Origin of the sequence: Burkholderia sp. MSh2, assembly GCF_000731655.1 — a bacterium.
Classification (GTDB): Bacteria; Pseudomonadota; Gammaproteobacteria; order Burkholderiales; family Burkholderiaceae; genus Burkholderia; species Burkholderia paludis.
Genome location: NZ_JPGM01000012.1, coordinates 150,142 through 169,619, shown reverse-complemented (window position 1 = coordinate 169,619; position 19,478 = coordinate 150,142). Strand labels below are relative to the sequence as shown.

Annotated in this window: 14 protein-coding genes; 9 read left to right on the top strand and 5 right to left on the bottom strand. The window is 68.6% G+C overall.

Annotated features, from left to right (window positions below; all coding sequences use genetic code 11):
• The first annotated feature begins 73 nt into the window (after nt 1–73).
• Entirely contained in the window at nt 74–1,825 is a 1,752-nt protein-coding gene (gene ggt / locus GQ57_RS09630) for a gamma-glutamyltransferase (protein ID WP_031399192.1), read from the top strand.
• A 118-nt stretch (nt 1,826–1,943) separates the two neighbouring features.
• Complete coding sequence (locus GQ57_RS09625) at nt 1,944–3,269, top strand: dicarboxylate/amino acid:cation symporter (protein WP_031399191.1); 1,326 nt, start codon at nt 1,944–1,946, stop codon at nt 3,267–3,269.
• 15 nt (nt 3,270–3,284) lie between these two features.
• Here the strand turns inward: GQ57_RS09625 and GQ57_RS09620 are convergent, their stop codons facing one another.
• On the bottom strand, nt 3,285–3,683 hold the full coding sequence (locus GQ57_RS09620) for a DUF3331 domain-containing protein (RefSeq protein WP_031399190.1): 399 nt from the start codon (nt 3,681–3,683) through the stop codon (nt 3,285–3,287).
• A 44-nt stretch (nt 3,684–3,727) separates the two neighbouring features.
• Complete coding sequence (locus GQ57_RS09615) at nt 3,728–5,020, bottom strand: NAD(P)/FAD-dependent oxidoreductase (RefSeq protein WP_031399189.1); 1,293 nt, start codon at nt 5,018–5,020, stop codon at nt 3,728–3,730.
• Nucleotides 5,021–5,170: 150 nt separating this feature from the next.
• On the opposite strand from GQ57_RS09615, the gene GQ57_RS09610 reads away from it, so the two are divergent.
• Nucleotides 5,171–5,824, top strand: coding sequence for a TetR/AcrR family transcriptional regulator (locus GQ57_RS09610; protein WP_031399188.1), 654 nt, complete (start codon nt 5,171–5,173; stop codon nt 5,822–5,824).
• A gap of 124 nt (nt 5,825–5,948) precedes the next feature.
• On the opposite strand, the gene soxR is transcribed toward GQ57_RS09610, so the two are convergent.
• On the bottom strand, nt 5,949–6,431 hold the full coding sequence (gene soxR, locus GQ57_RS09605) for a redox-sensitive transcriptional activator SoxR (protein WP_031399187.1): 483 nt from the start codon (nt 6,429–6,431) through the stop codon (nt 5,949–5,951).
• 79 nt (nt 6,432–6,510) lie between these two features.
• Here soxR and GQ57_RS09600 point away from each other — a divergent pair, with 79 nt between their 5' ends.
• The 3 genes from GQ57_RS09600 to GQ57_RS09590 are packed head-to-tail and all read left to right on the top strand — an operon-like array spanning nt 6,511 to nt 12,495.
• Nucleotides 6,511–7,728, top strand: a complete 1,218-nt coding sequence (locus GQ57_RS09600; protein WP_034197720.1) for an efflux RND transporter periplasmic adaptor subunit — start codon at nt 6,511–6,513, stop codon at nt 7,726–7,728.
• Nucleotides 7,729–7,741: 13 nt separating this feature from the next.
• A complete protein-coding gene (locus GQ57_RS09595; protein WP_034197750.1) occupies nt 7,742–10,915 on the top strand; it encodes an efflux RND transporter permease subunit in 3,174 nt (1,057 codons plus the stop codon).
• The gene (locus GQ57_RS09590) at nt 10,912–12,495 is read left to right on the top strand and encodes an efflux transporter outer membrane subunit (protein WP_034197719.1); all 1,584 of its coding nucleotides are present in this window, start codon (nt 10,912–10,914) and stop codon (nt 12,493–12,495) included. The genes GQ57_RS09595 and GQ57_RS09590 overlap by 4 nt, the downstream gene beginning before the upstream one ends.
• A 54-nt stretch (nt 12,496–12,549) precedes the next feature.
• On the opposite strand, the gene aceE is transcribed toward GQ57_RS09590, so the two are convergent.
• A complete protein-coding gene (aceE, locus tag GQ57_RS09585) occupies nt 12,550–15,231 on the bottom strand; it encodes a pyruvate dehydrogenase (acetyl-transferring), homodimeric type (protein WP_031399183.1) in 2,682 nt (893 codons plus the stop codon).
• Nucleotides 15,232–15,405: 174 nt separating this feature from the next.
• Between aceE and GQ57_RS09580 the strand changes: the two genes are divergently transcribed.
• The gene (locus tag GQ57_RS09580; protein WP_031399182.1) at nt 15,406–15,861 is read left to right on the top strand and encodes a MarR family winged helix-turn-helix transcriptional regulator; all 456 of its coding nucleotides are present in this window, start codon (nt 15,406–15,408) and stop codon (nt 15,859–15,861) included.
• An 18-nt stretch (nt 15,862–15,879) separates the two neighbouring features.
• On the opposite strand, the gene GQ57_RS09575 is transcribed toward GQ57_RS09580, so the two are convergent.
• Nucleotides 15,880–16,992 carry a transketolase-like TK C-terminal-containing protein gene (locus tag GQ57_RS09575; RefSeq protein ID WP_031399181.1) on the bottom strand — a complete coding sequence of 371 codons (1,113 nt, stop codon included), beginning with the start codon at nt 16,990–16,992 and terminating at the stop codon, nt 15,880–15,882.
• A 105-nt stretch (nt 16,993–17,097) separates the two neighbouring features.
• On the opposite strand from GQ57_RS09575, the gene GQ57_RS09570 reads away from it, so the two are divergent.
• The gene (locus tag GQ57_RS09570) at nt 17,098–17,751 is read left to right on the top strand and encodes a glutathione S-transferase family protein (protein ID WP_031399180.1); all 654 of its coding nucleotides are present in this window, start codon (nt 17,098–17,100) and stop codon (nt 17,749–17,751) included.
• Nucleotides 17,752–17,959: 208 nt separating this feature from the next.
• A complete protein-coding gene (locus tag GQ57_RS09565) occupies nt 17,960–19,477 on the top strand; it encodes a purine-cytosine permease family protein (protein ID WP_034197718.1) in 1,518 nt (505 codons plus the stop codon).
• Nucleotide 19,478 lies beyond the last annotated feature (1 nt).

Below are 19,478 nucleotides of genomic sequence, written 5' to 3'. Positions count from 1 at the left end.
CGACGCGTCGACACGCGGCGATCCGGTGTCGCATTTCGGCATGGCGCGGTTTATTTGTCTGGAGGATTCCGTCATGAGGCGGCTCGTAGTACTCACCCTGTTGTCGGCGATGAGCGCGTGCGCGTTCGCCGCGTCGGACCCGGCGGTCGAAGCGAAGAACGGCATGGTCGTGTCGTCGCAACACTTCGCATCGCAGATCGGCGTCGACATCCTGAAGGAGGGCGGCAACGCAGTGGACGCCGCGGTGGCGGTCGGCTACGCGCAGGCCGTGACCAATCCGTGCTGCGGCAACATCGGCGGCGGCGGCTTCATGACCGTGCACCTGGCCGACGGCCGCGACCGCTTCATCAATTTCCGCGAGACGGCGCCCGCGGCGGCTTCCGCGAACATGTATCTCGATGCGAAGGGCAACGTCATTCCGGGCGACAGCCTGTACGGCTATCGCGCGGTCGGCGTGCCGGGCACGGTCGCGGGCCTCGATCTCGCGCAGCGCAAGTACGGGAAGCTGACGCGCCAGCAGGTGATGGCGCCGGCGATCCGGCTCGCGCGCGACGGCTTCGTGCTGACGCGCGGCGATACGGACATCCTCGACACGACGATCGAGCGCTTCCGGAAGGACCCGGAAGCCGCCCGCATCTTCCTGCGCCCGGACGGCACGCCGCTGCAGCCGGGCGACCGCCTGGTGCAGAAGGATCTGGCCCGCACGCTCGAGCGCATCGCCGGGCAGGGGCCCGACGCGTTCTACCACGGCGAGCTTCCGAAGATCGTCGAGGCGGCGGCCAGGCGCGGCGGCGGCCTGATCACGGCGGCCGATTTCGCGTCCTACCGGGCGCAGGACATGGCGCCGCTGACCTGCACGTATCGCGGCTACGAGTTCGTGTCGGCGCCGCCGCCGAGCTCGGGCGGCGTGACGATGTGCGAGACGCTGAACATCCTCGAGGGGTATGACCTGCGCAAGCTCGGCTACCACTCGGCCGCGGCGGTGCACTACATGACCGAGGCGATGCGGCACGCGTACGAAGACCGCAACACGCTGCTCGGCGATCCGGACTTCATCGACAACCCGATCGCGAAGCTGACCAGCAAGGAATACGCGGCGCAGATCCGCAAGGGCATCCATGCCGATACGGCGACGCCGTCGGTCGACGTGCAGCCGGGCGTCGGCGTGCACGAGAAGCCGGAGACGACGCATTACTCGATCGTCGACCGCGACGGCAACGCGGTGTCGACGACCTACACGGTCAACGGCCGCTTCGGCGCCGTGGTCATCGCGCCGGGCACGGGCTTCTTCCTGAACGACGAGATGGACGACTTCACCGTGAAGGTCGGCGCGCAGAACCTGTTCGGCCTCGTGCAGGGCACGCGCAACTCGATCGCGCCGGGCAAGCGGCCGCTGTCGTCGATGGCGCCGACCATCGTGAAGAAGGACGGCAAGGTGTTCATGGTGGTCGGTTCGCCGGGCGGCTCGCGCATCATCACGATCACGCTGCAGACCGTGCTGAACGTGATCGACTACGGGATGACGCCGCAGGACGCGGTTGCCGCGCCGCGCATCCACCATCAGTGGCTGCCCGACGAGGTCTACTACGAAACCTACGGCCTGTCGCCCGACACGCTCGCGATCCTGCGCAACATGGGCTACAAGATGGTCGAGCAGACGCCGTGGGGCGCCGCCGAGCTGATCATGGTCGGCCTGCCGGGCACCGAGGCGGCGAGCCGCCAGAGTTCCGGCAACGACTCGTCGGTGTCCGGCAACGTGCGCGTCGGCTTCATCTACGGCTACAACGATCCGCGCCGTCCGGCCGGCTCGGCGATCGGCTACTGACCCGGGCGCCTCGCACCGAAGCGCCGCAACGGCGTTCGCGTTCCCGCGAAAGCCGTTGCGGCGGCGCGCCCCGCGCGCCATTCATCCGTCAACGCAACACCGTGCATCGAATCCCGTTATGAACAAACGAATGTCCGCGGCCGGCTGGATCCTGCTCGCGATGGCGGCCGGCATCCTGATCGGCTACATGATCTATACGCAGCTTCCGGACAAGCAGTCCGCGGCGGAGATCGCCGGCTACATCTCGCTGGTCTCCGACGTCTTCCTGCGGCTGATCAAGATGGTGATCGGCCCGCTGGTGTTCTCGACGCTCGTCGTCGGCATTGCGCACATGGGCGATGCGTCGTCGGTGGGGCGCGTGTTCGTGAAGGCGCTCGGCTGGTTCGTCACGGCGTCGCTGATCTCGCTGCTGCTCGGCCTGCTGATGGCGAACCTGCTGCGGCCCGGCGAGAACCTCGGGTTGCCGCTGCCGGATATCGGCGCGTCCGCGCATCTCGCGACCTCCAAGTTCACGCTGAAGGATTTCGTCGGCCACATGGTGCCGAAGTCGATCGCCGAGGCGATGGCGAACAACGAGATCCTGCAGATCGTCGTGTTCTCGATGTTCTTCGGCGTCGCGCTCGCGTCGCTCGGCGAACGCGGCAAGATCCTGGTCGCGGCGATCGACCAGCTTGCGCACGTGATGCTGCGGATCACCGGCTACGTGATGAAGCTCGCGCCGCTCGCGGTGCTGGCGGCGATGGCCTCGACCGTCGCGATCAACGGCCTGTCGATCCTGCTGAAGTTCGCGGTGTTCATGGGCGACTTCTACCTGAGCCTGTTCCTGCTGTGGGGCACGCTCATCGCCGCCGGGCTGCTGTTCCTCGGCCGCCGCGTGTTCAAGCTGCTGGTGCTGATCAAGGAAGCGTTCATGCTGTCGTTCGCGACCGCGAGTTCGGAAGCCGCATATCCGAAGATCCTCGACGCGCTCGACCGTTTCGGGGTGCGGCGCAAGATCTCGAGCTTCGTGATGCCGATGGGCTACTCGTTCAACCTCGACGGCTCGATGATGTACTGCACGTTCGCGTCGCTGTTCATCGCGCAGGCGTACGGCATTCACCTGTCGCTCGGCACGCAGGTCACGATGCTGCTGATCCTGATGCTGACGTCGAAAGGCATGGCCGGCGTGCCGCGTGCGTCGCTCGTCGTGATCGCCGCGACGCTGCACCAGTTCAACATCCCGGAAGCCGGGCTGCTGCTGATCCTCGGCGTCGACACGTTCCTCGACATGGGCCGTTCGGCCACGAATGCGGTGGGCAACTCGATCGCGAGCGCGGTGGTCGCCAAGTGGGAAGGCGAACTGATGCCGGAAGCGGAAGCCGAGGCGAATGCGGCGCGGCTGGATGCGGAAGCCGCCGCACGGATGAGCGAGGCGCGCGACGCGGAGCGCGTCACGGCTGCCTGAAACGGCCCGGGGCCGTCAGGTCGCCTCGGCGGTGCCGGCCGCGTCGATGCACGCGGCCAGCATCATCGCGGCGGCGTTGCCCGGCGTCGAGCCGAGCAGTTGCGGCGCATAGACGCTGTCGCCGATCTTGATCGGCTGCCCCGACAGCGCGCACACTCCGCGCTTGCGCGTCGTGAACAGCCGCCACTTCTGATAACCGTAGTGCCCGGTGCACGCGTCGCGCCACGAAATCATCACGGTGTCGGGCGTGGGCCGTTCGAGCACGCTGATGGTCGGCTTGCTCGTCGCGTCCCACGACGGCAGCCGGTCGCGCGTCATGCTGCGTCGCCGCGGCAGGCCCCACGAGACGGAGGGCATGTCGAAGCTGCCGATCGCGGCCACGGTCATGAGCCACGGTGCCAGACGGTTGTTCATGTCAGTTTTCCTCGAAACGTTGTGAAACGTCGCCGCGCGCGGCATCACGACAGGCGGATGCGCGGTCGCACCCAGCCGTTGATCCGCTCGGCGATCCACAGCAGGGTCGCCTTGGAGAAGCCGTGCAGCGCCTGCTGGTGACGCCGGTAGAGCATCAGGTGGCTGAACTGCGCGAAACGCCCCTGGATGAAACCGCCGCGAAAGAACCCGAACTGCCCGAGCGTGCCGAATGCGTCGTAGTCGCTGATCGACACCAGCGCGCCGAAATCATGGAATGCGAACGGCGGCATCGGCTTGCCGTCGAGCCACGCGGGCAGGTGTCGGGCAAGATGCTCGGCCTGTTGCGCCGCGACCTGCGCGGTGGGCGGCAGCGGCCGTTCCTGGCCGGCGGGCAGCAGGCTCGCGCAATCGCCGATCGCGAACACGTGCTCGTCGCCGGTCGCCTGCAGCGTGGGCCCCACGACGATCTGGTTCGCACGGGTCGTGTCGAGGCCGCCGAACGCCTGCATGAAATCGGGCGCCTTCACGCCGGCCGCCCAGACCATCAGGTCGGCTTCGGCGAACGAGCCGTCGCCGTAGTGGAAGCCGTTCGCGTCGGCCGACGTGACGCGCGTCGACGTCAGCACGTGAAAGCCGATCTGTTCGAGCCGTTGCTGTGCCGATGCGGAAATCTTCGGCGGAAATGCCGCGAGGATGCGCGGGCCGCTTTCGAGCAGCGTGAGCTGCAGCCGTTCGCGCACCGTTTCGTCGCCATAGGCCTGCGCCACTTCGAGCAGCCGGCTCAGTTCCGCGGCCAGTTCGACGCCCGTCGCGCCCGCGCCGACGATCGCGACGCGAAACGGCTCGTCGCGCGCGATGCTGCGGAACACGCGCATCCGCAACGCTTCGTTGAAGGTTTCGGCCTGCTGCTGGCTGTCGATGAAATAGCAGTGCTCGCGTACGCCGGGCGTGCCGAAATCGTTGGCCTGGCTGCCGAGCGCGAGGATCAGCACGTCGTATTCGAGTTCCCGCGCGTCGATCACCACATTGCCGTTCTGCGAGCGGATCTCGCCGAGCTGCACGCAGCGACGCGCGCGATCGAGCCCCTTCAGTTCGCCTGGCTGGTACGTGTAGCCGTGGTCGCGGGCATGGGCGAGGAAGATCACCTGCTGCTGCTGTACGTCGCGCGTGCCGGCCGCGATCGTGTGCAGCATCGGCTTCCAGATGTGGGTCGGGCTGCGGTCGACGACGGTGACCTGCGCGCGGCCCGATTTGCCGAGCTGCTCGCCCAGGCGGGTCGCGAGCTGAAGTCCGGCGATCCCGCCGCCGACGATGACGATACGTGTAGGGGTTGTCATGTATAAATCATCACGTGATGAATAAGGTATGATCCTAGCGCTTCCCGGCTGCGTGTGTCAACGAAGAGCAGGGCAGGTGGGCCGGTTTTCGGTCACGCTGAAACGGGGCCGGAACATTGCAATCGAATCGTTCAAGGAGAGCAAAGAAACGTGGCTGAAGTTACTGAGCGGGCGCCGGCCAAGCGGCGTATGCGAGGGCGGCCGCTGGCCGGGGCGTCCGTCGGTCCGGACGTGATATTGCGGGCCGCACGCAGCACGTTCGCGAAGCGCGGTTACGACGCGACGAGCGTGCGCGAGGTTGCGCGCGAACTGGGGGTCGATGCGGCGCTGATCGCGCACCATTTCGGCACGAAGGAAACGTTGTGGCTGGCGGTCGTCGAGCAGATCGTCGAGCTGGCCGAGCCGATGTTCGACGCGCTGCGCGCGTTGCGCACGTCGTCGCTGCCGCATCGGGACCGCGTGCGGCGGGCGCTCGAGCTGTGCGTCGATCACGAGATCAACGAGCCCGACATAGGCATGTTCTTCTCGACCGCGGCGACCGAGGTGGGCGGGCGGCTCGACCGGCTGCAGGAGCGGATCGTGCGTCCGTATTACGACGTGATGTTCCCGCTGCTGGACGAAGCCGTGCAGGCCGGCGCGATTCGCGCGGTCGATCCGAACGTGCTGTTTTTCATGATCGCGAGCGCGATCGGCACGACGGTGTCGTACCGGCACATCATGCTGCCGTTCACGCCGCTGCCCTTGCAGCCGGACGCTTTCAGGCAGGCCGTGCTCGACGCCGCGTTCAACATCGTCGGCGACTGAGCCGGGCGATGCGCGCAACGCGCGCGGTCACGTCGCGTCAAGGCGCGGCGGTCGGCCCCGGTTTGCGCATCGCATTCGCGTTCCGGGCGGTTTCGCGCATCGCGCACCGCGCCCGGAACACACGTCAGGTGTCGAGATCCGTGGGCGGTGCGTCGCCGAGCCAGCGCCGCGCGCCGGGCCCGTTGCGGCCCGCGCGGTCGTCCGGATTGGTCAGCTTGCAGCGCTTCAGCGACAGGCAGCCGCAGCCGATGCATTCGTCGAGGTTGATGTAGAGCCGCTGCAGCTCCTCGATCCGGCTCGCGACGCGCTGCTTCCAGCCGCGCGACAGCCGCTGCCAGTCCTTGTTGCACGGCGCGGTGTCCTCGGGCAGGCTGACGAGCTGCTCGGCGATCTCGTCGAGCGTATAGCCGATCTTCTGCGCGAACACGATGAACGCGATCAGCCGCAGCACCGCGCGCGAATAGTGGCGATGGCTCGAACCGTTGCGATGCGACTTGATGAGCCCGCGCGTTTCGTAGAACCGCAGCGTCGACGCCGGTACGCCGCTGCGCGCGGCCACTTCGCGGATCGACATCAGCGGCCATTGCGGGGTTTCCTGGATACCCATGACGTCCTCCGGGAAAGCTTGACTTGAAGTTAACTTCAACTTTTATGCTACGCGGCAGTTTAACCCGTCGCGAGGCATCATGCTTTCCTTATCCCTACGCAGGACGTCGCCTTTGGGCGCCGCCTGCGCCCTGCTGCTGGCGTTGTCGGGCTGTCACGACGGCAAAGGCGCATCGTCGGCACCCTCCCTTCCCGAAGTCGGCGTCGCCACCGTCGCGCCGCGCACGATCCGCCTTGCGGACGAATTCAACGGCCGTGTCGAAGCGGTCGACGCGGTCGAGCTGCGGCCGCGCGTGAGCGGCTATCTGCAGCGCGTCGCCTACAAGGAAGGCGACATGGTCGCGCAGGGCGCGCTGCTGTTCGAGATCGACCCGCGCCCGTACCGGATCGCGCTCGAACGCGCGAACGCGCAGCAGCAGCGGGCCCGCGCGGCCGCGAGCCTCGCGAACGTACAGCTCAGGCGCGTGCAGACGCTGATCGATGCGCATGCGACGTCGCAGGAGGAACTCGACAACGCGCGCGCCACCGCCGAGCAGGCGCGTGCGGACCTTCAGGCGGCCGACGCGGCCGTCGCCGATGCGAAGCTCAATCTCGGCTTCACCGAGGTGCGCGCGCCGATCGCGGGCCGTGTCGGCCGCGCGGTCGCGACCGTCGGCAACCTCGCGCGTGCGGACGATACGCTGCTGACGACAGTCGTGTCGCAGGATCCCGTCTACGTGTATTTCGACTGCGACGAACAGAGCTACCTGCGCTACAACGCGCGGCGCGCCGATCCGAAGCATCGCGCGATCGGCGCCGATCCCGTGCGCGTCGGCCTCGCGAACGAGGCGGGTTTCCCGCACGCGGGCACCGTCGACTTCCTCGACAACCGGCTCGACCCGCAAACCGGCACGATCCGCGCGCGCGTGCGGCTGACGAACGCGGACCGCACGTTCACGCCGGGCCTGTATGCGCGCGTGCAACTCGTCAGCGGCCGCGACCAGGATGCGCTGCTCGTCGACGACAAGGCCGTGCTGACCGACCAGGACCGCAAGTACGTCTACGTGATCGGGCCCGGCGACAAGGCGCTGCGCCGCGACGTGACGGTCGGGCGCGGGCTGGACGGCGAGCGCATCGTCGAGAAGGGGCTGCAGCCGGGCGACCGGGTGGTCGTCGACGGCGTGCAGCGGATCTACTACCCCGGTGCGCAGGTGAAGCCGAAGGCGCTGCCCGCGCGCGCCGACGCCGGCGGTGCGGGCAATGGCCCGCGCGACGGTGCGCAGGCCGTCGCCGACGCCGGCGCGCCGGCCGTGCAATAACGGGAGCGACACGATGGATTTCTCCCGATTCTTCATCGACCGGCCGATCTTCGCGGTCGTGCTGTCGATCGTCATCTTCGCGATCGGCCTGATCTCGATCCCGATGCTGCCGGCCGGCGAATATCCGGAAGTCGTGCCGCCGAGCGTCGTCGTGCGCGCGACCTACCCGGGCGCGAACCCGAAGGAAATCGCCGAATCGGTCGCCGAACCGCTGGAAGAGGCGATCAACGGCGTCGAAGGCATCATGTACATGAAGTCGGTCGCCGGGTCGGACGGCAGCCTGCAGGTCGTCGTCACGTTCCTGCAGGGCGTCGATCCGGACACGGCCGCCGTGCGCGTGCAGAACCGCGTGAGCCAGGCGCTGTCGCGCCTGCCCGACGAGGTGCGCCAGTACGGCGTGACGACGCAGAAGCAGTCGCCGACCCCGCTGATGTACGTGAGCCTCTATTCGCCGGACAACAGCCGCGATTCGCTGTACCTGCGCAACTACCTGACGCTGCACGTGAAGGACGAGCTGTCGCGGCTCACCGGGATCGGCGACGTCGGCGTGTACGGTTCCGGCGATTACGCGATGCGGCTGTGGCTCGACCCGAACCGGCTCGCATCGCGCGGGCTGACCGCGAGCGACGTGATCGCGGCCGTGCGCGAGCAGAACGTGCAGGTGTCGGCCGGCCAGCTCGGCGCGGAACCGTCGCCGAAGAAAAACGACTTCCTCGTCTCGATCAACGTGCGCGGCCGCCTGCGCACGGTGCAGGAATTCGGCGACATCGTGCTGCGCAACGGCGACGACGGCCAGGTCGTGAAGCTGTCCGACGTCGCCCGCGTCGAGCTCGGCGCGGGCGACTACACGCTGCGCTCGTATTTCAACGACAGGCAATCGGCGGTGGTCGGCATCTTCCTGTCGCCGGGCGCGAATGCGCTCGACGTCGCGAAGGCCGTGTATGCGAAGCTCGACGAACTGTCGAAGCGCTTCCCGCCCGGTGTCGCGTATCGCCCCGTGTGGGACCCGACGGTGTTCGTGCGCGAGTCGATCCGCGCGGTGCAGCACACGCTGATCGAGGCCGTCGTGCTGGTCGTGCTGGTGGTGATCCTGTTCCTGCAGACCTGGCGCGCGTCGATCATTCCGCTCGTCGCGGTGCCCGTGTCGGTCGTCGGCACGTTCGCATGGCTCTATCTGCTCGGCTATTCGATCAACACGCTGACGCTGTTCGGGCTCGTGCTCGCGATCGGGATCGTCGTCGACGATGCGATCGTGGTGGTCGAGAACGTCGAGCGCAACATCGCGCAGGGCCTGAGCCCGCGCGACGCCGCGCACCAGGCGATGCGCGAGGTGTCGGGGCCGATCGTCGCGATCGCGCTCGTGCTGTGCGCGGTGTTCGTGCCGATGGCATTCATGTCGGGCGTCACGGGCCAGTTCTACCGGCAGTTCGCGGTGACCATCGCGATTTCGACGGTGATCTCCGCGATCAACTCGCTGACGCTGTCGCCCGCGCTCGCCGCGAAGCTGCTGCGCCCGCACGGCGCGCCCAAGGACGCGCTCACGCGCGGAATCGACCGGGCGTTCGGCTGGCTGTTCCGTCCGTTCAACCGCTTCTTCGACCGGAGTTCGGAGCGCTACCACGGCTTCGTCGGCCGCACGCTGAAGCGGCGCGGCGCGGTGTTCACCGTCTATGCGGCGCTGCTCGCGGCGACCGCGCTGCTGCTCGACGCGGTGCCGGGCGGCTTCATCCCCGTGCAGGACAAGCTGTACCTGTTCGCGGGCGCGAAGCTGCCGGAAGGCGCCTCGCTCGCGCGCACCAGCGAGGTGACCGAGCAGATGACGAAGATCGCGCTGGGCACCGAGGGCGTCGAGATGGTGCCGGCGTTCGCCGGGCTGAACGCGCTGCAGGGCGTGAACACGCCGAACATCACGAACTCGTACGTGATCCTGAAGCCGTTCGACCAGCGCCACCGCAGCGCCGCGCAGATCAATGCGGACCTGAACGCGCGCTTCGCGGCGATCGGCAGCGGCATCACCTATGCGCTGATGCCGCCGCCCATTCAGGGGCTCGGCAACGGCTCGGGCTATGCGCTGTACCTGGAGGATCGCGGCGGGCTCGGCTACGGGGCGTTGCAGAACGCGCTCGAGGCGTTCCAGGCCGCGGTCGCGAAGACGCCGGGGATGAGCTATCCCGTCAGCTCGTACCAGGCGAACATCCCGCAGCTCGAGGTCAAGGTCGACCGGTTGAAGGCGAAAGCGCAGGGCGTCGCGCTGACCGACCTGTTCAGCACGCTGCAGGTCTATCTCGGCTCGATGTACGTGAACGACTTCAACCTGTTCGGCCGCGTGTACCGCGTGATGGCGCAGGCGGATGCCGGCCACCGGCAGACGGCCGCCGACATCGCGAACCTGCGCACGCGCAATGCGAAGGGCGAGATGGTGCCGATCGGCTCGATGGTGACGGTGGCGCCTGCGTACGGGCCCGACCCGGTGGTCCGCTACAACGGCTATCCGGCCGCCAGCCTGATCGGCGACGCCGATCCGAAGGTGATGTCGTCGTCGCAGGCGATCGGGAAGCTCCAGCAGATCGCGAGGGAGGTGCTGCCGCCGGGCATCACGCTCGAATGGACCGATCTCAGCTACCAGCAGGTCACGCAGAGCAACGCGGCGATCGTCGTGTTTCCGCTCGCGGTGATGCTCGTGTTCCTGGTGCTCGCGTCGCTGTACGAAAGCTGGACGCTGCCGCTCGCGGTGATCCTGATCGTGCCGGTGTGCATCTGCGCCGCGCTGTTCGGCGTGTGGCTGTCCGGCGGCGACAACAACGTGTTCGTGCAGGTCGGTCTCGTCGTGCTGATGGGCCTCGCGTGCAAGAACGCGATCCTGATCGTCGAGTTCGCGCGCGAGCTCGAGATCCAGGGCAAGGGCGTGATCGAAGCCGCGCTCGACGCGTGCAAGCTGCGGCTGCGCCCGATCGTGATGACGTCGGTCGCGTTCGTCGCGGGCTCGGTGCCGCTCCTGATCGGCACCGGCGCGGGCAGTGAAGTGCGGGCGGCCACCGGCATCACCGTGTTCGCGGGGATGCTGGGCGTCACGCTGTTCGGGCTGTTCCTGACGCCCGTGTTCTATGTGGCGATCCGCAAGCTCGCGGGCGGCACGCCGGCCGTGTGGAGCGAACACCACGGCACCCTCGAAGGAGAAAACCGATGAGCGCCGTTTTCCGTCTTTCCGCGCTCGCGATGTCGGTGACGCTCGCCGCCTGCGCGGTCGGCCCCGATTTCAGGCGGCCCGACACGGCCACGGCCGCGCGGTTCGCGCGCGATGCGCACCCGGCACTGCCGCCCGATGCGGCGAAGCCCGATACGTCGTCCGATACATCGTCCAATACATCGTCCAATACATCGTCCAATACATCGTCCAATACATCGTCCAATACGCCGCCCGATGCGTCGGCCGACGCCGATGCCGCATTCTGGCGCGGCTTCGGCGATCCCGCGCTGACGCAACTGATCGATGCGGCGCTCGCGGCGAACCAGGATCTGCAGGTTGCCGTGTCGCGCTACGACGCATCGAATGCGCTGCTGTCGCAGGCAACGTTCGACCGTTACCCGACGATCACCGCGAGCGGCCAGATCGGCCATCAGTTGACGAGCAAGGATCAGGCGTTCGGCGCGCCGCGCAGCCAGCGCGACACGCCGACGTCCAGCGTCGGCATCAACGCCGCGTGGGAACTCGACCTGTTCGGCCGCGTCCGCCGTTCGATCGAGTCGCAGCGTGCGGAAACGGCCGCCAGCGCGGCGGATGTGCGCGCGGTGCGCGTCGCGATCGCCGCGGAGGTCGCGAGCACGTACGTCGATCTGCGCGGCTCGCAGGAGCGGCTGCGGATCGCGCGCGAGAACGCCGACAACCAGAAGCAGACGCTCGCGCTGATCAATGCGCGCGTCGGCGCGGGGCGCGGGTCCGAACTCGACGCGGCGCGCGCCCGTGCGCAGTACGAATCGACGACCTCGCGGATCGCCGTGTTCGAAGCCGCGATCGGCGTGGACGAGCACCGGCTCGCGGTGCTGACCGGCCGGACGCCGGACGCGCTGATCGGGCGCCTCGATCCGCCGAAGGCGGCGGCGACGACGGGCACGCCGGTGCCGCTGCCCGCGCTGGCCGCCGACGTCGATCCCGGCGCGCCGGGCGACCTGTTGCGGCGGCGTCCCGACGTCGCGGCCGCCGAGGCGCGGCTGCACGCGGCGACCGCGCGCATCGGCGTCGCGACGGCCGACCTGTTTCCGCGCTTCACGCTGTCGGGGCTGCTCGGCAGCGCGACGAGCAGCTACGGGTTCTTCCGTGCGGGCAGCGACACGAACCTGATCGCGCTCGGCGTCGACTGGTCGTTCCTCGACGTCGGCCGCGTGCGCGCGCGGATCGCCGCGAGCGACGCGGAAGCGGCCGGCCAGCTCGCGCAATACCGGCAGACCGTGCTCGGGGCGCTGGAGGAAACCGAGAACGCACTGCTGCGCGTCGCCCGCACGCGTGACGAGACGGACCATCTGGTGCGGGCCGCGACCGACAGCGCGCGCGCCGCGCAACTGGCGCAGGCGCGCTTCTCGGCCGGTGCGATCGACTACTACGAAGTGCTCGACGCGCAACGCACGCTGCTGCAGGCGCAGGATGCGGCGGCCGACGGGCGCATGCGCGGCGCCGCGTCGACGGTTGCGCTGTACAAGGCGCTCGCGGGCGGCTGGCCGTCGGGAACGGCCGCGCGCGCACCGGGCCCGCTCGCGCAGGCGGGGCGGTAGCGTATGGCGCGACGCGGCAGGCCGGTGCGATCCTGCGTGCCGCGCGCCGCACGATTACACGGAGGCCGGATCGACCTTGTCGATGTCGATGCCGTAGCGGCGGATGGCCTCGCCGACACGCGTACGCGGAATCGTGCCGTCGTCGGCGAGCGCCTTCAGCGCTGCAATCGCGATGAAGTGCCGGTCGACTTCGAAGAACGTGCGCAGCGCCTCGCGCGTATCCGAGCGTCCGAAGCCGTCGGTGCCGAGCGACACGAAGCGCCGCCCGTCGACGAACGCGCGGATCTGGTCGCCGACGATCTTCATGTAGTCGGTCGCGACGACCGCCGGCCCGGTGCGGCCGCCGAGGCATTGCTGCACGTAGGGCACGCGCGGCGGCGCGTCCGGGTGCAGCAGGTTCCAGCGTTCCGCCGCGAGCCCGTCGCGGCGCAGCTCGGTCAGGCTGGTCGCGCTCCACACGTCGCTCGACACGCCGAAGTCCCGGGCGAGCAGGTCGCCCGCGGCGATCACTTCGCGCAGGATCGCGCCGCTGCCCAGCAACTGCACGTGCGGCACGCCGGCGCGCGCCGCGCCGTCGCGCAGCAGATAGAGCCCCTTGAGGATGCCGGCCTCCGCGCCGTCGGGCAGCGCCGGATGCGGGTAGTTCTCGTTGAGCAGCGTGATGTAGTAGTAGACGTCTTCCTGCTCCGCGAACATCCGTCGCAGGCCGTCGCGCACGATCACCGCGAGTTCGTACGCATAGGTCGGATCGTACGAGACGCAGTTCGGGATCACCGACGACAGCACGTGGCTGTGCCCGTCGTCGTGCTGCAGCCCTTCGCCCATCAGCGTCGTGCGGCCCGACGTCGCGCCGAGCAGGAAGCCGCGCGTACGCGCGTCGCCGGCCGCCCACGCGAGATCGCCGACGCGCTGCAGCCCGAACATCGAATAGAAGATGTAGAAGGGGATCGTCGGCAGGCCGTGGTTGCTGTATGCGGTGCCGGCCGCGATCCACGACGCGATCGCGCCCGATTCGTTGATGCCTTCCTGCAGGATCTGTCCGTCCTTCGCTTCCTTGTAGTAGCTGAGCTGGCCCGCGTCCTGCGGCGTATAGAGCTGGCCGAGATGCGAGTGGATGCCGATCTGGCGGAACAGGCCTTCCATCCCGAACGTGCGCGATTCGTCGGGCACGATCGGCACGACGAGCTTGCCGAGCGCCGGGTCCTTCAGCAGCGTGCCGAGTATCCGCACGAACGCCATCGTCGTCGACAGCCCGCGCTCGCCGCTGTCCTTGAGCTGGCCGTCGAACGCGTCGAGCGGCGGCACCGGCAGCGGCGACGTATCGTGGAAGCGGGCCGGCACGTGGCCGCCGAGCGCCGCGCGGCGCGCCGCGAAATAGCGTGCCTCGGCGCTGCCCGGTTCGGGTTTCAGGTAGGGCAGTTCGTCGAGTTGCGCATCGCTGACCGGCAGCGCGAAGCGGTCGCGGAACGCGCGTACCGCGTCGGCGCTCATCTTCTTCAACTGGTGGTTCACGTTCTGGCCTTCGCCGGCTTCGCCCATGCCGAAGCCCTTGACCGTCTTCGCGAGCACGACGGTCGGCCGTCCATCCGTGCGCATGGCCTGCGCATAGGCGGCGTGCACCTTTTCGGGGTCGTGGCCGCCGCGCGCCAGCTTCCAGATGTCGTCATCGGACAGGTCGGCGACCAGGTCGAGCAGTTCGGGATACTTGCCGAAGAAATGCTCGCGCACGTACGCGCCGCTTTGCGACTTGAAGGTCTGGTAGTCGCCGTCGACGCATTCCATCATGCGCTGGCGCAGCAGGCCCGTCGTGTCGCGCTCGAGCAGCCGGTCCCAGCCGCCGCCCCAGATCACCTTGACGACGTTCCAGCCGGCCGCGCGGAACGTGCCCTCGAGTTCCTGGATGACCTTGCCGTTGCCGCGTACGGGGCCGTCGAGGCGCTGCAGGTTGCAATTGACGACGAAGATCAGGTTGTCGAGCCGTTCCCGCCCGGCCAGCGAGATCGCGGCGAGCGATTCGGGCTGGTCCATTTCCCCGTCGCCGAGAAAGGCCCAGACCTTGCGGCCCTGGTGCGCTTTCAGCCCGCGGTATTCGAGGTAGCGCATGAAGCGCGCCTGGTACGCGGCGGTGAGCGGCCCGAGCCCCATCGACACGGTGGGGAATTGCCAGAAGTCCGGCATCAGGCGCGGATGCGGATACGACGACAGCCCGTCGCGTCCCGCTTCGCGGCCGGTCTCGCGGCGGAAGTTGTCGAGCTGCGCATCGGTGATGCGGCCTTCCAGGTACGCGCGGCCATAGATGCCGGGCGCCGAGTGCCCCTGGATGTACACCATGTCGCCGTCGAAGCTATCGGTGCGGCCGCGGAAGAAGTGATCGAAGCCGACGTCGTACAGCACCGCGGCCGACTGGTAGGTCGCGATGTGGCCGCCGACGTTCGAATGCCGGCCCGCCCGCAGCACCATCACCATGGCATTCCAGCGGATCATCGCGTTCAGGCGCCGCTCGAGCGCGAGATCGCCCGGATAGGCCGGCTGCCGCTCGCGCGGCACGGAGTTCACGTATGCGGTCGTCACGCGGCCGTGCAGGTCGCCGTGGCGCGCCGCGTCGAGATCGGCGAGCTGGTCGAGCAGGTAGTGCGCGCGCGGACGGCCTTCGAGCGCGATCACGGATTCGAGCGCATCGAGCCATTCGCGGGTTTCCTGCGGATCGATGTCGGGTAGTGCGAGAGGTGCGGTCATGCAGTGTCTCCAGAAGCATAAGGCAGCGCGGAGCGACGGCGCGTGGCGCCGCGTCGCGCGACGGAGCGCCTGCCGGTCGGCGGGCATACGATTGCAATTGCAATCGTATCGGGGCAATTGTTATCGAGGTAAAATTTAATTGCAACTGCAATTCAACGAAAGGAACGACCTGACATGAGCGCACCCGAACCCGATCTGTGGTTCTCGTTCGTCCGCGCGCACCGGACGATGATTCGCGAGATCGAACGCCGCCTCGCGGATGCCGGCTTGCCCGCCTATGCGTGGTACGACGCGCTGTGGGGGCTCGAGAGCGGGCCCGAAGGCACGCGCCGCATGCACGAACTGGCCGACGTGCTCGCGATCGAGCGCTACAACCTCACCCGGCTCGTCGACCGGCTCGAGCAGGAGGGGCTCGTCACGCGCGCCCGTTCGGCGGAAGACGGCCGCGCCGCGTATGCGAGCATCACCGACAAGGGGCGGGCGCTGCGCAAGAAGATGTGGAAGGTGTATCAGTCGACGGTCGCGGAGCTTTTTCTCGGCCAGTTCGGCGCCAGGGAGCAGGCGACGATGGCCGCCGCGCTCGACCGCGCGACCGCTGCCGCGCGCGACGCGGCGGCCGACGCGAAGTAACGGCGGCCGGCCCGCGCGTCAGCCGCCCGCCTCGCGGCGCATCGCCCGGGCGGCCCATTCCGCCGGTACGCGGCCGTCGTCGGCCAGCAGGCGGAGCGCAACCGCGGCGATCCAGCGCGCGTTCGGCGCGCGCGCGCCGGGGCCGGCCGAATCCGCGCCGAGCGCCGCGAAGCGGGCCGGAACGAACGCGCCGATCTGCGCGGCGACGTGCCGTGCATAGCCTGTCACCGCGAGCACCGGCGTGTCGCCGCCGCCGAGACGGGCGCGTACGTGCGGGATGCACGGTTCGTCGTACGGGTGCAGCAGGTTCCGGCGGTCCGCCGCGTGACCGTCGCGCGCGAGCCGCGTGTAGCTCGGGCAGCTCCAGATCGTCGAATCGATGCGCCATTCGTCGTGCAGCAGATCGGCGGCTTCCATCACCTGCGCGAGCGTGCTGCCCGCGCCGCACAGCTGGATGCGCGCAGCCGCGCCGGCCCCCGCGCGCCGGCCGGCCCGCACCATGCCGTTGAACGCATCGCGCGCTGCCGCGGCCGATAGCGGCTTCGCATCGGGCCCGCAGTCGTCATGGCTCGCGAGGTAGAAGAAGCCCGGCTGACCGGCGACATAGAGCGTGTGCAGCGCGTGGCGCAGGATCGCGATCGCCTCGTGTCCCGACGCGGGATCGTACGGCGTGCACGCGGGGTTCCCGGCCAGCCAGTGGGGAACGTCGGGCGTCACGCCCTTCGGCCAGGACGACCGGGCCGTTTCGGCATCGTTCACGAGGATGCCGCGATCGACGGTCTCGATCGACGCCAGCCGCAGCCGGTCGATCGCGCGCGCGTGCAGCAGGTACAGCAGCGGCCGCTCGAAACGCTTGCCCGCATCCAGGAATCGCAGCGGCCATGCGCTGATGTGGCGATGCGCGCGCGGGTCCGCCGACGCGCCACGCGTATCGGCGCGGACGATCCACACGTGCCGCGACGTCGCCGTATCGCGTTCGAGGCAATCGGCGGCCGCCCGCATCGCGCCGAGCGGCGACATCATGCGGCCCTGCGGCGCGAGCCGCCGCGTCGTCAGCCGTGCGAGGCAGGCTGCCGCGGCGCGGCGGGTGTCGGGCGTCCGCACGGGCGGACCGGATCGCGCAGTCTGCATGTCCCTCCTTCGAGTACTGGCTTGTTGCCGGGGCTGTCGGTCCCGGCATAGGATTGCAATTGCAACGATTGTAGTTGCAATGATAACCGGATGACAAGGACCGACATGACCTCGACGCACTCCCTCACGTTCTATACGGCCGACACGCCGAACGGGCACAAGATCGCGATCTACCTGGAAGAGGCCGGGCTCGCACACGATCGCGTGCACGTGGACCTGTCCGGCGGGGAACAGCGCAGCGCGGCGTTCCTCGCGATCAACCCGAACGGCAAGATCCCGGCGATCGTCGATCGCGACACCGGGCTGGCCGTGTTCGAATCCGGCGCGATCCTCGGCTATCTCGCCGCGAAGACGGGTTTTCTGCAGCCCGCCACGCTCGCCGAGCGCACGGCGGTCCAGCAATGGCTGCACTTCCAGGTCGGCGGGATCGGGCCGATGCTCGGGCAGCTCTGGTGGTTCCTGCATGCATCGAAGACGGTCAATGCGGAAGCGATCGACCGCTACCGGAAGGAGGCCATGCGTCTCTACGGGGTCGTGAACGGCCGCCTGTCGGAATCGGCCTATCTCGCCTCGTCGCGGTATTCGATCGCCGACATCGCCGCGTTTCCGTGGCTGCGCACGGCGGACGAGCTCGATCTCGACGTGTCCGGCTTCCCGTACGTCGAGCGCTGGCTCGCCGACGTGGCCGCCCGGCCGGCCGTTCAGCGGGGCCTGAGCGCGTGCCGCGCGCCGGCGGCCGAGGCGGTGCGGGCGCCCTGACGTTGCGTCGCCCGCGCCGCGCCGCGCCGGGCGGCGCGGCAACCGGCCGCCTGCCGGCCGGGAAACATTGCTCTCCTTCGTCGTAAACGTCTCGAATGCGTGATATTTGCGCCGCGCGATCCGGTTTAGAGTGGCCGCGAATCGATGACGATGCGTCGCACGGCCGCAGCTCCGGGCCGTACAGGCGCACCAGAGGAGCTGGAGACAAATGGGTGAAGGCAGGATTACGCAGGTCGAGTCGTTCGGTTTCGAGCGCATTCCCGATGCATCGCGCCATGCGCGGCCGATCGATCTGTTCCGGTTGCTGTTCGGCGGTTGCAATACGTTTTCCACGTCGGTGCTCGGCAGCTTCCCCGTGCTGGTCGGGCTGTCGTTCAAGGCGGGTGTCTGCGCGATCGTGCTCGGCGTGCTCGCCGGCACCTGCATCCTCGCGCCGATGAGCCTGTTCGGTCCGCGCAACGGCACGAGCGACCCCGTGTCGTCCGGCGCGCATTTCGGTATCCACGGCCGGATCGTCGGCTCGTTTCTCGCGCTGCTCACGTCGATCGCGTTCTTCTCGCTGGCCGTGTGGAGTTCGGGCGACGCGCTCGTCGGCGGCGCGCACAACATGGTCGGCGTGCCCGTCAACGGCTTCACGCTCGGCGCGGCGTACCTGGTGTTCGCCGTGCTCGTGCTGGTCGTGTGCATCTACGGTTTTCGCTTCATGCTGTGGGTCAACCGGATCGCCGTATGGGCCGCGAGCGTGCTGTTCGTCGCGGGCCTGTTCGCGTTTTTCGGGCCGTTCGACATGAATTACGCGGGCACGCTGCAGCCCGGCAATGCGGGCTTCTGGGCCGCGTTCGTCGGTGCGGTGCTGGTCGCGCTGAGCAACCCGGTCTCGTTCGCGTCGACGCTCGGCGACTGGGCGCGCTACATCCCGCAGCACACGCCGAAATATCGCGTGATGGGCGCCGTGTTCGCCGCGCAGGTCGCGACCTTCGTACCGTTCTTCTTCGGCCTCGCGACGGCGACGATCATCGCGACGAAGGCGCCCGCGTTCATCGCGTCGAACGACTACGTCGGCGGCCTGCTGGCGATCTCGCCGCGCTGGTTCCTGCTGCCGATGTGCCTGATCGCGATCATCGGCGGGATGTCGACCGGCACGACCGCGCTGTACGGCACCGGCCTGGACGTATCGAGCATGTTTCCGCGCTGCCTGAACCGCGTCCGCGCGACGCTGTTGATCGGCACGATCGCGATCGCGTTCATCTTCGTCGGCCGCTTCTGGTTCAATCTCGTCGAAAGCGTGGCGACGTTCTCGACGCTGATCGATACGTTCAGCTGCCCGTGGATGGCGATCATGGTGATCGGCTACGTGACGCGTCGCGGCTACTATCTCGCCGACGACCTGCAGGTGTTCAACCGCGGATTACGCGGCGGCCACTACTGGTTCACGTACGGCTGGAACGCGCGGGCGATGGGGGCGTGGCTGCCGGCCGCGTTCGCCGGGCTGTCGTGCGTGAACCTGCCGGGCCAGTTCGTCGGGCCGCTCGGCAACCTCGCGGGCGGGCTCGACCTGAGCGTGCCGGTGTCGCTGGCGGTCGGCGGGGTGCTGTATTTCGTGCTGCTGATGTTGTATCCGGAACCGGACGGCGTGTACGGCCCGCACGGACGGCGCTTCGTGCGCGGCAGCGGGCGGGCCGCGCGCGCCGCCGGCGCGCCGGCGATCCAGCCGAAGGGGTATTGAG